This is a genomic window from Rhizobium oryziradicis, assembly GCF_001939045.1.
Taxonomy (GTDB): domain Bacteria; phylum Pseudomonadota; class Alphaproteobacteria; order Rhizobiales; family Rhizobiaceae; genus Allorhizobium; species Allorhizobium oryziradicis.
The window spans coordinates 32859-47834 of record NZ_MKIM01000021.1; the positions used below are offsets into that span (position 1 = coordinate 32859).

A 14976-nucleotide genomic window follows, 5' to 3' on the forward strand; every position below is an offset into this window, starting at 1 on the left:
TGGTTCCATTCAGGTGAGAAAGTCGATGTTCAGGTGCGGGCGCGGCTGACGCCGTAAGTGAGGGCAAGGGCACCAACCAGCACGAAACCCTTGACGAAATCCTGGGTGTAATAGGGCGCGTTCAGCATAGTCAGGCCGTTTAGCAAAATGCCGACAAAGACTGCGCCAATGATAGTGCCCAGCACATTGGGACGGCGCAGGCCCAATACTGCAAAGCCGATCAGCGAGGCAGCAACAGAGTCCATCAGCAGCGATGCCCCGGAAGAGACATCGCCACGCCCAACCCGCGCCGCGACAATAATGCCACCAAAGGCCGCCAGTGTGCCGGAGAGGACATAGGCGAAGGTCTTGATCTTTGCCGTATTGGCCCCGGCCAGACGAGTTGCCACTTCATTGCCGCCGGTGGCAAACAGCAAGCGACCAAGACGGGTGCGTTCCGTGAGGATAAACAACGTTACAGCCACAATGGCCAACAAAATGACCGGGAAGGGGATCAGGCCAAACAGGCTGGAGCGTCCAATGGTGAGAAACAGCGGATCATATTTGCCCGTTGCCGTTGCTCCATTGGGCAGAATGAGGCCGACCGAAATGGAGCGCCCTGCGGTCGGGATCAATTGCAATCCAGACAGAAGAAACATCATGGCCAACGTGGCGAGAAGGTCTGGCACCTTGAGCTTGACGATCAAAAAGGCATTGGCAAAACCGATCAACGCGCCAAAGGCCAGCACCAGCGGCACGGTTTGATAGGCATTCAGGCCCAGCACAATCATGGCGTAGCTTGATGCCATGACGCTGGAGGCTGCCACCGCCCCCACCGAGAGATCAAACCCGCCAATTGCCAGCGTCACCGTGACTCCGGCTCCAATAATGGCCACCACGGCAACCGCTTGCAAAATGCTCATCAGATTGTTGATGTTGATGAAAGCAGGCTGGGCAAGGCTGAAGATCACAATCAGACCCGCCAGCAGAATGAAGACAGCGCCGCGCCGGATGGTTTCCCGCACAAGGCTTGCCAGGCTTTGGCCGTCATGCGTTTGCTTCAGCGTATCTTTGGGAATGTCATTCACCGTCGTCATCAGGCGATTTCCTTGTGGTGATGGGCGGAAGCTGCCGTTGGCGTCAGCTCAATCAGAGTATGTTGATCTATCAGCAAAATGCGGTCGGCCACTTCCTGTGCCTCCTCAAAATCCGAGGTGGCAATCAGGGTTGCGCGATCCGCGTGGCTGCGAATGGTGGTGATAATATCTTGTCGGGCACCGACATCGACGCCCTGAAACGGCTCGTCCAGCAACAGCAGACGGCTTTGCTCCACTTCCCAGCGGGCAATCACCGTCTTTTGCTGATTGCCACCAGACAAAGACCAGACGGAAGCCTCTGGACCCACCGCCTTGATGCTAAGCCGCGAAATGGCAGCCTTTGCCTTCACCCGTTCTGCATCGGACGCCAGAAAGCCCGAGGGATACCAGCGCTTGAGATGCGGCAGGCTGATGGTGGCTGCCACGCTTTCTCCCGGCCATTCGGCAGGCATCAAGGCTGAACGGTGGCGATCTTCCGCAACAAGCACCACACCGGCGGCAATGGCCTCTGCAGGGCTTTTGGGCGCATAGGGCTTGCCATCCACAACGCCTTCACCCGCGGCAAACTGGACTGATCCAAACAGTGCGGATAACAGCCTGCTTTTGCCGGCACCCAGCACGCCAGTAATGGCAACCACTTCACCCTCACGCACCGTAAGATCAAAGGGCTTACTGCTGTTCAGCAACTGAATGCCACGCAAGTCCAGCACGGTTTTGCCAAATTCCGTGCGCCGATCCGGGCGCGCGGTGTTCAATGCGCGGCCAATCATTGTCTCAAGCGCAGCACCGAAATCAATCGGACGGCTAAAGGCACCGACATTGCGGCCGCCTCGCAGAATAACCACACGGTCGGCAAGGGCGGACAGATCAGCCGTGCGATGCGAGATATAGAGAATGGCGATGCCACGGGCTTTCAAGCCCAAAAGAATGGCATAGAGGCGTTCTGCTTCCTGTGTTGAGAGGCTGGCGGTTGGCTCGTCCAAAATCAACAATTCGGCCTTGTTGGCAAGCGCACGGGCAATAGCCACCATTTGCCGATCAGCAGCACCCAGATCAGCAAAATCGCGATCGAGAGGCAGGTTAAAACCCGCATCACTCAAAATGCGCTTTGCCTCACGCCGCACGCTTTTGGTTGAGAGAAAAAACGGCTGGCGGCCATCGACATAATGATTCAGCAGCAGTGCATCGGCCACGCTCAAGCCGGGAATGCCCACCACATCCGTAGATTGGTGAACCGTTACCACGCCAAATTTGGCCGCCTCTGCCGGGCTTTGTGGCGCAAACGGTCGGCCTTTCAGCAAAATGGCGCCGGAATCAGCCGCTTGCACACCAGAGAGAATTTTGACTAGCGTCGATTTTCCTGCTCCGTTTGCGCCCATCAGGGCCACAATCTCACCGGGCTCAATCACCAGCGATGCATCAATCAAGGCTCTGGTGGAACCGAAGGAGCGCGAGATGGCTTGGACATCAAGAAGGGGCATGTGGGGTTCACCAATTATGTTAATGCGTTGATAAACCCTTTCAATTTGCCTGCAAGAATATGCGTTTTAAATTCCATATAATATGTGGAATAAAATTGCAGTGCATCTTGCAGCAGACAGCCTGGTCCTAGTGTATCACGCAATATACTGACGCTAAGCGCGAGACATGATTGGTTGTTTTCCCATCGGAGTGTATACCCTCTGTGGAATAATTCTGCCGAAGAAGCCGCGATCACAGGCAAAGAAATCTATCCTCACCATCAATTTCAAAAGTCATTATTCTATAAATACCGTAGATTTTATTGATAATGAATAAGTCTGGCCCGGTTGGTGGCTGTTTCATGTTGGGGAACCCGATGACCTCTCTTTTGCGCATCTTGGCTTTTACGGCTTTATCACCCCTTGTTTTGAGCCAATCCGCAGCTGCGGCTGGTATTGCAGGCGCGCCGACACCGTTTGACAAGGGTGGCGTCAAGCTGGCGCTGATCAGCTATATTTCCGCTGGCGATTTCTTTCAGGCCTATCAGGCGGGCGCGCAGGCGCAGGCCAAGGCGCTGGGTGTTGATCTGCGCATCTTCCCCGGTCGTCAGGATGCTGCCGAGCAGCGCGAGCAGATCTTGCAGGCGATTAATCTGGGGGTGCATGGCATTGTCATTGACCACGGCTTGCCGGAATCGCTGGGCGATGTGGTGCAACAAGCCCTCGACAAGGGCATCAAGATCGTGGCTTTCGATGTGAACCTGAACAATCCGAAAATCCCGCAGGTGGAGCAATCCGATCACAAACTGGCCGAACTTTCGCTGGATCAAGCCATCAAGGACAATGGCAAAAGCTTCAAAGCCGGATATGCCTATGTTGCTGGTTTTGCACCCTTGGATCGACGCAATGAAATCTGGGATAAGGTCAAAGCCGCCAACAGCGGCATTGTTGAAAAAGCCCGGTTTGGTGCGGTGAGCGATACCACGGCCACCGCCACCGCCGATCAGGCCAAAGCGGTGTTTCGTGCCAACCCGGATATTTCCGTGGTGTTTGCGCCTTATGATGAGTTCGCCCGTGGCGTCAAACTCGCTGCCGCCGATCTGGGCATCAGCACTCATCTGAAAATCTATTCGGCAGATATTTCCACTGCTGACATTCAGGAGATTGTCGAGGATGGCAGCCCGTGGGTTGCAACCGCTGCCACCAATCCGGCGGTGGTGGGTGCCGTATCCATTCGCGCTGCCGCGCTGCAAATTGCAGGCGAAACGGTGCCCCATCAGATTATCGTCGATCCGGTTCTGGTCACGCAAAAGCAATTGCGGGATGCCAACGTGAAGACCATCGAAGATCTGGCCAAGAACATTCCAAGCTTCTCGACAAGTTCTGCTGTTACGGCAAGCTGGATTCCGTCTGCTGCTTTTTGAGCGATCTCCTCCCAAGCGGGCTCTGTGCAGACAAGAACGGAAGCACCTCGGGGCGCTTCCGTTTTTCTTAATTAGGCAGCCTGACTCTTATGGACACCAGAAGACGCCGCTTCGAGACCGCGTTGGATATCAGCGATAATGTCATCGATATGCTCAATGCCGATGGAAAGGCGCACATAGCCCGGAGAGACGCCGCTTGCGGCCTGTTCTTCTGCCGTGAGTTGGGAATGGGTTGTCGAGGCCGGGTGAATGGCCAGACTGCGGGCATCGCCAATATTGGCAACGTGATAGAGCAGTTCCAGCCCGTCGATGAACTGGCGGCCAGCCTCCAGCCCATCTTTCAGCTCAAAGCCGACGAGGCCGCCGTAACCACCCTTGAGATACGTATCGGCCCGCTCACGCCATACGCCGCTCTGCTGCGATGGATAGATTACCTTGGCAATTTCTGGCCGCTTGGCCAGATAGTCTGCAACGGCTGCGGCGTTTTTAACGTGACGCTCAATGCGAAGCGGCAGGGTTTCAATGCCTTGTAAAAGCTGGAAAGCGTTAAACGGTGAGAGTGCAGCCCCAAGATCACGCAGCAGGGTCACACGAGCCTTGATGATATAGGCAACCGGTCCGAGCGGCTTGGTGGCTTCGGTCCAGACGGCACCGTGATAGCTTGGATCAGGGGTGTTCAGCGCGGGCTGGCGCTCCTTGTGGACTTCCCAATCAAAATTGCCGCCGTCAACAATTAAACCACCAATGGAGGTGCCGTGGCCGCCGAGATATTTGGTGGACGAGTAAACAACCACAGCCGCACCATGATCAAGAGGGCGTGCCAGTAAGGGGGCAGCCGTATTGTCCACAATCAGCGGAATGCCGAATTCCCGGCCAATGCTTGCCACTTCGGCAATGGGGAAGACGGTCAGTTTCGGGTTTGGCAGGGTCTCGGCATAGTAGGCGCGCGTGCGATCATCTGTGGCCCGGCGGAAGTTTTCCGGGTCTGCCGGATCAACAAAACGAACCTCAATACCCTGATCTTTCAACGTGTTGGCAAACAGATTCCAGGTCCCGCCATAAAGATCGGTGGAGCTGACAATATTGTCGCCAACCTTGGCAAGGTTCTGGATCGCAAAGGCAGACGCGGCCTGACCCGACGCAACGGCAAGCGCCGCAACGCCGCCTTCAATGGCGGCAACGCGCTGCTCCAGCACATCCACCGTGGGGTTGCCGATGCGACTGTAAATATTGCCAGGCTCCTTCAGGGCAAACAGATTGGCCGCATGTTCGGTATCGCGAAACTGGAAGGACGTGGTCTGGTAGATCGGAACCGCAACGGCACCCGTTGCCGGATCGGCGCGCCAGCCAGCGTGCAGGGCAAGGGTTTCTGGATGTAAGGTTTTTTCGCTCATGGGTCACTCCTCTTTGGTGGTGGCTTTTTGTGATGCCCAAATGCTGTCTTATTCTATCGACAATGTAGAGAAATATATTTTCCTTGTTTGATGTCCGCTTAGAAATTGCAACTTGAAGGAGCTCCGCTTGGCTTGATCTGTCCGAGCTATGGGCTGGCGGCTGGAATAATCGGCGCATAACAGAGCATCCTGCACACCCCTTTTTTCTTAAGGGTTTAGCATTACGCAAAAATCTTTCTGGGCGCGACCGTTTAATCTCTTAATCTATAGAAAAAATAGATAAATGGAGTAGGGACCATGACAGATCATATCATCAACAATGGAATTGGTCGGCGCGAGCTTATCAAGTTTTCCGCTCTGGCAGGGGCAACAGTCGTGGGGACAAGCCTGCTTGGCACCAGTGCTGCTAACGCCGCAGATGATGGCTTGAGCCTGAAGGGCAAGCGCATTGGTATCAGCACGGCAGGCACAGATCACTTTTTTGACTTGCACGCCTATAATGCCCAGATCGCCGAGGTCAAACGGCTGGGTGGCGAGCCCATTGCCGTGGATGCGGGCCGCAACGACGGTAAGCTGGTGGCACAACTGCAAACCCTGATTGCCCAAAAGCCGGATGCCATTGTGCAATTGCTGGGCACGTTGACAGTCATTGATCCATGGCTGAAGAGGGCTCGTGATGCCGGTATTCCGGTGCTCACCATTGATGTCGGCTCCAACAATTCGCTGAACAATTCCACCTCGGACAATTGGGGCATTGGCAAGGATCTGGCGCTGCAACTGGTGTCGGATATTGGCGGTGAGGGCAATATTGTGGTCTTCAACGGCTTCTATGGTGTGACGCCCTGCGCCATTCGCTATGACCAGCTCGTCAATGTCGTGAAATATTTTCCGAAGGTGAAGATTATCCAGCCGGAACTGCGGGATGTGATCCCCAACACGGTCCAGGATGCCTTTACGCAGATCACCGCAATCCTCAACAAATACCCGGAAAAGGGGCCGATCAAGGCCATCTGGTCTGCGTGGGATATTCCGCAGCTGGGAGCCACGCAGGCCCTGACGGCAGCTGGCCGCACCGAAATCAAGACCTATGGTGTCGATGGAAGCCCGGAAGTGTTGCAGCTGGTGGCTGATCCGGCATCGCCTGCCGCTGCCGATGTGGCGCAGCAGCCCGCAGAGCTTGGCCGTCAGGCTATTCGCAATGTTGCGCTTTTGCTGTCTGGCAAAACCTTGCCACGGGAAAGCTATGTGCCAGCGCTGCTTGCCAACAAGCAGAACGTCAGCGACGTCAGCAAGAAACTCGGAATTGGCTGATCAACGACCTTAAGAAGCGGCCGAGGCGTGAGGCCTCGGCACCCATTCTATTGCGTAACTGTGCGCTTTCCGAGGTGACGATCCATGACGAACAGCCACGATGCAGATAAAGCGGCAATTCGCTTTCACGCCATTACAAAACAGTTTGGCGGCGCAAAGGCGCTTGCCGATGTGTCATTTGCCGTGCGCGCTGGCTCTGTCCACGGCCTTGTTGGCCAAAATGGTGCGGGCAAATCCACGTTGATCAAGATCCTTGCGGGTTTGCAACATCAAGACAGCGGCACAATTGAGATCGATGACGTTGTGGCGGCGGATCTGACACCGCATCACGTTGAAAAACTCGGTCTGCATTTTATTCATCAGGATCGTTTGCTGGTGCCATCTTTCACCGTTGGTGAAGCCCTGTTTCTGGGCCGTGAACCCCGGATTACGGGCACGCCGTTTCTCGATCGTCGCGCCATGAAACGGCAGGCGGATTCCATATTGCAGGATTATTTCGGCCTGCGCTTGCCCACCAACGCGCTGATTTCGCAACTGACGACGGCGCAAAAGCAGATTGTGCAAATGACCCGCGCGCTCCTATCCAAGCCAAAGGTGTTGGTGTTTGATGAGCCGACTGCGGCTCTGGTGCGACGCGAAGCCGATATTCTGTTTTCGCTGATCCGCCGCCTACGCAATGACGGTGTGACCATCATCTACATTTCCCACTATCTTGGCGAAATTGAAGATCTTTGCGACGACATTACCGTGCTGCGCAATGGTAAGGTTGTGGTCAGCCGGTCGATGGGGGGCTTGTCGGCCAAGCAGATCGCGACGCTGATGGTCGAGCGTGACATTGCCGAGATGTTTCCTAAACCCAACGTGGTCAAGGGTGAGCGCCTGCTGGATGTTCGCAATCTGACAGCTGCGGGAAAATACTGTGATGTGTCCTTAAGCCTGCACAAAGGCGAGGTTTTGGGCATTACGGGTCTGCTTGGCTCCGGTGCCAAGGATGTCTTGCGCACGCTTTTTGGCTTGGAAAAGGCAGACGCTGGCGAAATTCGAAGCCATGAGCAGGCGGTTTCCTTCTCGACGCCACATCAAGCCGTATCCCGCAATCTGGCGCTGGTGCCGGAAGATCGCAGGCGAAATGGGGTGGCGCTGGAGTTGACGGTTGCCGAAAATATCACATTGGCCAGTCTTGGGCGTTTTTCAAAGGCAGGTTTTCTCAACCGACGCCGCGAAAAATCAGCGGTGGATCAGCTGATTGCACAATTGCAGATCGAGACCGCCGGGGGCAATGCGCCCGTGCGCACCCTGTCTGGCGGCAACCAGCAAAAGGTGGCGCTTGCAAAATGGCTCAGCCGCCAATCCGAAATCTATCTGCTGGATGAACCAACCGTGGGGGTCGATATCGGTGCCAAGGTTGAGATTTATCAGTTGATCGGTGCCTTGGCAGAGCGCGGTGCGGGCATCATCATTCTGTCGTCCGACCTGCCGGAACTGGTGGGGATTACGGATCGCATCGCGGTGTTTTTCCGAGGCCAGATCGCCGCAGAACTGACATCGAGCGAGACAATGGCAGACGCTGTTTTTGCGGTCGCCACAGGTTCCCATGAAAGGCATCGGCATGTCGGCTGACATTACCTCTACATCGGTTGGTTTCGAAGCGGCCCATCCGCAGACGGATCGTCCCAACCATAAATCCCGCTCTCTCGGCCCATTGCTGTTGCGAACAGGGTCGCTGCTGGGCATTGCCAGTGTTTTCGTGTTTTTTGCGCTGACGGCACCCTTCTTTTTCAGCTTTGGCAATCTCGGCAACGTTCTTGGCCAGTCGGCCATTCTCGGTGTGCTGGCTTTTGGGCTGACGGTTGTCATCATCACCGGTGGCTCAAATGTTGTCACCGGCGGCATCGATCTGTCTCTGGCGGCCAATATGGGCCTGAGCGCTGCCGTCTATGCCAGCCTTATTCAAGGAGGCTGGGGAGACGATGCCGCTGTACTCGCTGCATTGGCAACCGGGCTGACAATCGGCCTTGTCAATGCTCTGGCTATTGTCGTGGTCGGCGTTGTTCCGCTGCTGGCAACCCTTGCGGTCATGAATGTTGTGGCTGGGCTTGAACTGGTGTTGACGCAAAATACGGTGGTGCCAGCCTCCACTGACTTTCTCTCTATTCTTTCGTCCACAGGCCCACTGGGTCTGCCGGTGTTGGCCTATGTGCTGCTGGGGCTGGCGGTGGTGACAACGGCGCTTGTGCAATACACGCCGCTCGGACTTCGGCTTTATGCCGTTGGCGAGTTTCCGGAAGCAGCAAGAGCCGCCGGATTGAAGGTCAAGCGGTTGACAGCAGGTGCCTTCGTTTTTGCAGGTCTTATGGGCGGCGTGGCCGGAATTCTCAATGTGTCCTATCTCAGCGGCAGCTCCACGGGTGCAGGCGACATGCTGCTGCCCGTTGTGGTGACAACTCTACTGGGGTCTGTTTTCTCAAGGCGGCTGCTGCCGACCATTCCCGGCACGCTGCTATCAGCGGTGTTTGTCGGTATTCTCATCAACGGGTTCCAGCTTCTCAATCTGTCGAGCACTTTGGTTGCAGGCGTTCAAGGGGTGCTCATCCTTTTGGTCGTGTCTGCCACCACATTGCTGCGCAAGGGATAACGTCATGACGCTTCCTGTAGAAACCAATGCTCCTAAATTGTCTGGCTTGCGCGTGCGAGATCTGGCCCGATATGCGCTTGTCTTCGCAATCTTTGGCGTGGTCGCGGTGTTTGCCAACCTGGCACCAAGCTTCCTCACGGGTGCTAACCTGCTGAGTGTTCTGGCCAACAATGTTGCTTTGCTCGCAATTGTCTCGATTGCCATGACCTTTGCCGTCGCATCCGGCGGCATTGATCTTTCCGTTGGCACGGCAGTGGATTTTAGCAGCTTTGCTTTTATCAGCCTGGTGCTCAGTGGCGTACCAGTCAGCGCTGCTGTGGTGTTTGCGCTCTTGGCGGGTGGTGGTGTTGGTGCGCTGAATGGTGTTTTGATCTCGGTGATCGGAATCTCACCCTTTCTGGCAACGCTTGGTACTCTGTTCATTGGTCGTAGCGTCCAGCAATTATTGACCAATGGCGGCAATCCTGTCTATTTGCCACAAACGGGTATTCCAGAAGCCTTTTCATTCATCGGTCACGGTCGGTTGGTTGGCGTTCCTGTGCCGCTGGTCATCACCCTTTTTCTGATCGTTGTCACAGCAACGATCTTGGCAAGAAGCCGTTTCGGTCGGGTTTTGATGGCAACCGGTATTCAGGCAAGCGTGGTCCGTTATTCAGGCCTGTCGGTATCGCGGACAGTCGCTGCCGCTTACATCATTGCAGGCCTCATCGCAGCGGTCGCCGGGATAATGCTGACAGCGACGGTGAATGTCTACATTCCGTCATCCGGCAATGCTTTTCTGCTGAATGCGATCGGAGCGACGTTTATCGGCACAACGATTCACCCTCTGCGCCGACCGAATGTGACGGGGACCGCGCTTGGTGTGCTTTTGCTAAGCCTCGTGTCCAATGGCCTGCTGCTGTCGGGCCTGAACTTCTTTTGGCAACAGGTTGCAACGGGCGTGCTGATTTTCTCTGTTCTTGCCTTCAGTTTCAAAACAAAAAGCCGATAATTATCTTGGTGCGCTAGGTGTGAGCTTTCAGGAGGTTGTCCATTCGGAGCGGATCTAAGAGACTGGAGTTACCACAACTCAGTTTTCCAGGAAGGCTCCGAATGAACATTCATAAGAATGCCCGACTAACGCCGCAACATCGAGAAGAAATGGCCATTGCCGTCCTCAGCAGACGGATCAGGTGCTGGCGCAGCGCATCATCACGCTTCGCCGCCAGCGCCTGACTGGCAAGCACATCGCTCTGGAAACGGGCCTTTCACCAGCCACCGTCAGTCGCATTCTCAAGCGCGCGGGTCTATCGCGCATGAAGGACATTGCCCCGGCGGAACCAGTCGTTCGCTATGAATATGCCGAGCCAGGCGGGTTGATCCATCTCGACATTAAGGGGGGAGTTTGCGGGAGGGGGCGGCAGTCGAACATGACGATTAAACGCTCCAGGTGCCCGACCTCTCTGAGTGCCAATGCCAGACTGTTTTAACGTGGATAGCTGCTGACGGTTTCTCGACGCCTGCGTTCCACAGCGTCAATAGAATGGCGCTTGCGAGATGCGCCGAGACCAGCACGGGGTTTGACAAATCGAACCGCTTTAAGGTCTGCGTGTAGACCTGACTATCATGCGGCTTGCCAGTAAAAGCCTGGTCAGCCGTAACTGCCCCGATAGCGATGTTCGATTGGTTTTCTCGACAGACGATTTGGAAGACGAGGCGCTCCCGCAACGTCTCGTCAGCAAGATTGAAGATCTCATATGCCTCGCGCACTGCGGAAATAAGGGTCGAGTTCGAAAGTGTCGGCTTAACTTGGTTGAGCCGGTACTGGTCCACCTCTGCGAGAAGAATGTCGCTGAGTTCTTCGACACTGATGGAGTGCGCCGATGTCGTCAGCAGATTCTCCTTGAGAAACTGGTTCAGGGCAACAAGCATCTGGAACGTAAAGCCGCTCAGCGCCCACCAGCCACCCCTCGCTCTCTTGGCTTGGAGTTACTTCAATGTCATTCGACGTAGGGATCATATGGTATTGCCTGTCTTCTGCTCCATGACACTGATTATTTCGGCAACGGTTGAAATCGCGATCGCTATCGGTGTCGACCTGCTAATCCGGATACCGACGGGCGATCTAAATCTTGCGATGTCGTTATCGGAAAAACCGCGCGCTCTGAGGAAATCCTCCTTAACGTCGCGATTGCGAGTTGCACCGAGCATCCCGACATAGCCTGCCTTTGAATTAAGCAGCCTGACGACAGAGTGCTTGTTGGCTTCGAAGTTATGGTCCGCGAATACGACGGCGGTCCGATTATCAAGCTCAATTCCTGAAAGCACGTGTTCCAGCGATCGTCGAGAATACCTGTCCACCCCTATGGGCGGTGGCTCGCTTGGGCCCGATTTGCGCACCAGGATCACTTCAAATTCGGCTTCCTTTGCAAGACGCGCGATCGCAAGCGTAGTCGGATCAGCCCCGATCAGTATTAACCTGACGAGTGGGCGGTGGCGGATCCAGTAGCCTTTGCCGCCGTATCGCCCTACGCTCTGTGTCGATGAAAGAGCAATTGCGGCAGCGTCCTGCTGTTGCTCTTCAAAGTCTGAAACATCAGAGCCAGCGTATCGCCGTTCGCCGTCGCTGATCCAGATAACCTGCTGGCGTGCCTCTCTTAATCGTGCATAGGTTATGATGGCAGGGTCTGACGGAGAAAGTTTTTCGATAGCAATGGTGATGGAAGCTCCACACTGAAGCCGGATATCCCGAAACTTGCTTTGCTCTCCATAGACCAAAACTCGCCGAAGCCCGTCGACCAGTGTTCGCCTCGCATGCAATGCAACATCGGCCTCGATGCAGCCTCCCGACAGGAAACCCGACATGCGATCTCGGCTGATGGCCATCTGGGTGCCTGGCGGGCGCGGTGATCCACCTGTTGCGTCGATCAGCGTTGCGAGAGCAACAGGTTGGTTCTTTTCGCACGCCTCCAGCACGAATTTCATCACATCCTCGTACAAGCCGAATTCGGGCCAGCTCGGGAAAGAGTGCTGGGATGCCAAGAAGTCAGCCATGCCACTGTCTCGCAAACGCTTGCTCAATCATGACACTCGCAAGTAAAACGCATTCACGCCGCAATTGGAAAATCCCCATACGCATTCATGTTGACCAGCGCCGTTTGCCTATTGGGAAGATAGCGTTTTCAAGTAGCTGATAAGGTCGGCTCGATCCTGATCTTTCGTCACGCTGACCGACATACGACTGCCCTGGATCATCTTGCCGGGGCCTGCGAGATAGTGGTCAAGCGTTTCATTGGTCCAAGTCACGTTCGAACCGACCATCGCAGGCGAGTATTTGAAGCCGGGCAGGCTGCCGGCTTTTCTGCCGACGACCCCATTCAGAGCAGGGCCTGATTTGTTCTGCCCGTCTATCGAGTGGCATGCAGAGCATCGATTGAACAACTGCTTGCCTTTGACGGCGTCGCCGTCTGCCAGAGCGGAGGTTGAGGCAAGGACAAATGGGACCATGATCGAGTAAAGGGCGTTCATATGCTTCTTCATGTCTCAGACTTTCTGAAGATCACGGGCATTCACCGGCAGTGTGCGGACACGATAGCCGGTTGCTGCAAATATTGCGTTCGTGACGGCTGGAAAAACCGCTGATGTCGACACTTCGCCAATTCCACCAGGCGGCTCGGCGCTCGGAATGATGTGCGTTTCGACATGCGGAGCTTCTTCAATCCGCAGGGCTTGGTAGTTGTCGAAATTGCTCTGCTCAACGCGTCCATCTTTGAACGTGATGGCACCGTAAAGGGCGGCTGTCAGGCCGTAAATCGCACCGCCTTCGATCTGGGCCGCGATGGTGTTGGGATTAACGGTCAGGCCGCAATCGACAGCTCCGACTATCCGTGTGACCCGCACCGCGCCGTCGGTCCCGACCGTCACATCGGCGATCATGGCGAAATAGCTTCCGAAAGCAAACTGAACGGCAACGCCGCGACCCTGCCTTGGACCAACTGGCTTGCCCCAGTCGGCTTTTTCGGCAGCAACCTCCAAAACCTTGAGGGCACGCGGATTTTCGGTTAGCAAACGCTTCCGATAGGCAACGGGATCGGCCTTTGCAGCCGCCGCAAGTTCATCGATAAAGCTTTCCACCATGAAAATGTTGTGCGTCGGTCCAACACCGCGCCACCAGCTGGTCAATACGCCTTGCGGCTCAACCTGCTTGAACTCGACATGCATTGCCGGGAATTTGTATGGTGGATGTACCGCACCCTCAACCCCATCAGGGTCGACGCCATTCGCCATCGCGGCAGGAGCGATACGAGCATAGATCGAAGATCCGGCAACTCTATGGGTCCATGCGATGGGATTGCCATCTGCATCAAGGCCTGCCGACATCCTGTCGTAATAATACGGTCTGTAGTAACCGTGCTGGATATCTTCTTCGCGGCTCCAAATGACCTTGACGGGGCCATCGACCTGCATGGCGACTTTGACGGCATGAATGATGCCATCGACTTCCAGACGCCGACCGAAACCACCGCCCACAATGTGGTTGTTGATGACGACCTTCTCTGGTGGAAGCCCCGTTGCCGTGACGACGCCAACTTTTGCTGCGGAAAGATTTTGCGTACCGACCCATAGTTCACATCCATCTTTGCGCACATGAACCGTACAGTTCATAGGCTCCATAGTGCTGTGGGCCAGGAAGGGGAGCTGATAAACGGCTTCGAGCCTCTGGGAAGCTCCGGCAAGCCCCTTATCTACGTCTCCTTCGCTTCTGGCAACGGCTCCGGGCTGGCGGGATTGCTCATCGAGATGGGTGATGATATCGGCACTGGAAACGCTTGCATTTTCTCCGTTATCCCAGACGATAGCTGCTGCTTCCAACCCCTTCTTGGCGGCTCCGGTGTGATCTGCCACCACAGCCACCGCGCTGTCGGTCAGGATAATCTTATGGACACCTTTGACGGCAAGCACGGCTTTTTCATCGACTGACCTGGGCTTTCCACCCAATACAGGAGACACTGCGATGGCGGCGATCTTGACGCCAGCGGGTGCGGCATCGATACCGTATTTGAGGGAGCCGTTGACTTTGCCTGGCGTATCCAGTCGCTTGGCAGGGGTGCCGAGCAGTCTGAATTTTTCGGGTGATTTGAGCGTTATGCCTTCGGGTGCGGGCGGTGTGAGCGTGGCGGCGGCATCGACAAGCTCACCGTAGGCCAGTTTCTTGCTATTTGTCTCGTTGAACACGAACCCATCTTCCGCTCGGCAGGTCTTCGGATCAACGCCCCATTGCTTGGCGGCAGCTTCGATGAGCATGATGCGAGCGGTTGCGCCAGCAATGCGAAGGGGTTTCCAGAACGCCCTGATCGACGTTGACCCCCCAGTCATCTGACGGCGCAACATGGGGTGGGCATACAGAGCCTCGTTAAGAGGTGCCGCTTCGAGCTTTACGTCTTCCAGTGCGACTTCCAGTTCCTCGGCGAGTAGCATCGCCTGGGCTGTGTAAATTCCTTGCCCCATTTCGACCTGCGGCATGACGAGCGTGACCAATCCTTTTCGATCAATCCTGATGAAAGCATTTGGTACGAAGTCACCCGATCCTGCCGCGATCGCATCCTTCCCAAGAGGAAGATTAACAACGAGGCCGCCGGTGAATGCGGCACTGATCTTGAGAAACTCGCGTCTGTTAAAATTACTGGTTGCCATCTC

The 14976-nt window shown here is 55.5% G+C and carries 12 protein-coding genes and 1 pseudogene; 6 read left to right on the top strand and 7 right to left on the bottom strand.

The window, feature by feature from the left end:
• Window positions 1-29: 29 nt before the first annotated feature.
• Together BJF95_RS03005 and BJF95_RS03010 are read right to left on the bottom strand one after the other, a co-directional pair.
• A complete protein-coding gene (locus BJF95_RS03005) occupies window positions 30-1076 on the bottom strand; it encodes an ABC transporter permease (protein WP_075637981.1) in 1047 nt (348 codons plus the stop codon).
• Entirely contained in the window at window positions 1076-2557 is a 1482-nt protein-coding gene (locus BJF95_RS03010) for a sugar ABC transporter ATP-binding protein (RefSeq protein WP_075637982.1), read from the bottom strand. Before BJF95_RS03010 ends, BJF95_RS03005 begins: the two co-directional genes overlap by 1 nt.
• A gap of 356 nt (window positions 2558-2913) precedes the next feature.
• Between BJF95_RS03010 and BJF95_RS03015 the strand changes: the two genes are divergently transcribed.
• A complete protein-coding gene (locus BJF95_RS03015; RefSeq protein ID WP_075637983.1) occupies window positions 2914-3960 on the top strand; it encodes a substrate-binding domain-containing protein in 1047 nt (348 codons plus the stop codon).
• A 71-nt stretch (window positions 3961-4031) separates the two neighbouring features.
• Here the strand turns inward: BJF95_RS03015 and BJF95_RS03020 are convergent, their stop codons facing one another.
• Window positions 4032-5354: an O-acetylhomoserine aminocarboxypropyltransferase/cysteine synthase family protein gene (locus BJF95_RS03020; protein ID WP_075637984.1), complete on the bottom strand. Its 1323-nt coding sequence runs from the start codon at window positions 5352-5354 to the stop codon at window positions 4032-4034.
• A gap of 297 nt (window positions 5355-5651) precedes the next feature.
• On the opposite strand from BJF95_RS03020, the gene BJF95_RS03025 reads away from it, so the two are divergent.
• From BJF95_RS03025 to BJF95_RS03045, 5 genes and pseudogenes are all read left to right on the top strand, one after another.
• Window positions 5652-6665, top strand: coding sequence for a sugar ABC transporter substrate-binding protein (locus BJF95_RS03025; protein WP_075637985.1), 1014 nt, complete (start codon window positions 5652-5654; stop codon window positions 6663-6665).
• Window positions 6666-6749: 84 nt separating this feature from the next.
• Window positions 6750-8285 carry a sugar ABC transporter ATP-binding protein gene (locus BJF95_RS03030; protein WP_075637986.1) on the top strand — a complete coding sequence of 512 codons (1536 nt, stop codon included), beginning with the start codon at window positions 6750-6752 and terminating at the stop codon, window positions 8283-8285.
• The gene (locus tag BJF95_RS03035; protein ID WP_075638122.1) at window positions 8275-9300 is read left to right on the top strand and encodes an ABC transporter permease; all 1026 of its coding nucleotides are present in this window, start codon (window positions 8275-8277) and stop codon (window positions 9298-9300) included. The genes BJF95_RS03030 and BJF95_RS03035 overlap by 11 nt, the downstream gene beginning before the upstream one ends.
• Window positions 9301-9304: 4 nt before the next feature.
• Window positions 9305-10291, top strand: coding sequence for an ABC transporter permease (locus tag BJF95_RS03040; protein WP_075637987.1), 987 nt, complete (start codon window positions 9305-9307; stop codon window positions 10289-10291).
• Window positions 10292-10392: 101 nt separating this feature from the next.
• A pseudogene (locus BJF95_RS03045) lies at window positions 10393-10676 on the top strand (IS481 family transposase); the annotation flags it as partial.
• Between the two features lie 40 nt (window positions 10677-10716).
• Here the strand turns inward: BJF95_RS03045 and BJF95_RS23760 are convergent.
• The 4 genes from BJF95_RS23760 to BJF95_RS03060 all read right to left on the bottom strand — a co-directional run bounded on the left by BJF95_RS23760 (window position 10717) and on the right by BJF95_RS03060 (window position 14973).
• Entirely contained in the window at window positions 10717-11211 is a 495-nt protein-coding gene (locus tag BJF95_RS23760; protein ID WP_139317386.1) for a hypothetical protein, read from the bottom strand.
• An 84-nt stretch (window positions 11212-11295) separates the two neighbouring features.
• Entirely contained in the window at window positions 11296-12333 is a 1038-nt protein-coding gene (locus tag BJF95_RS03050) for an XdhC family protein (protein WP_075637988.1), read from the bottom strand.
• A gap of 108 nt (window positions 12334-12441) precedes the next feature.
• Complete coding sequence (locus BJF95_RS03055; protein WP_075637989.1) at window positions 12442-12819, bottom strand: c-type cytochrome; 378 nt, start codon at window positions 12817-12819, stop codon at window positions 12442-12444.
• A gap of 3 nt (window positions 12820-12822) precedes the next feature.
• Window positions 12823-14973, bottom strand: a complete 2151-nt coding sequence (locus BJF95_RS03060; protein WP_075637990.1) for a xanthine dehydrogenase family protein molybdopterin-binding subunit — start codon at window positions 14971-14973, stop codon at window positions 12823-12825.
• Between the last annotated feature and the right edge of the window lie 3 nt (window positions 14974-14976).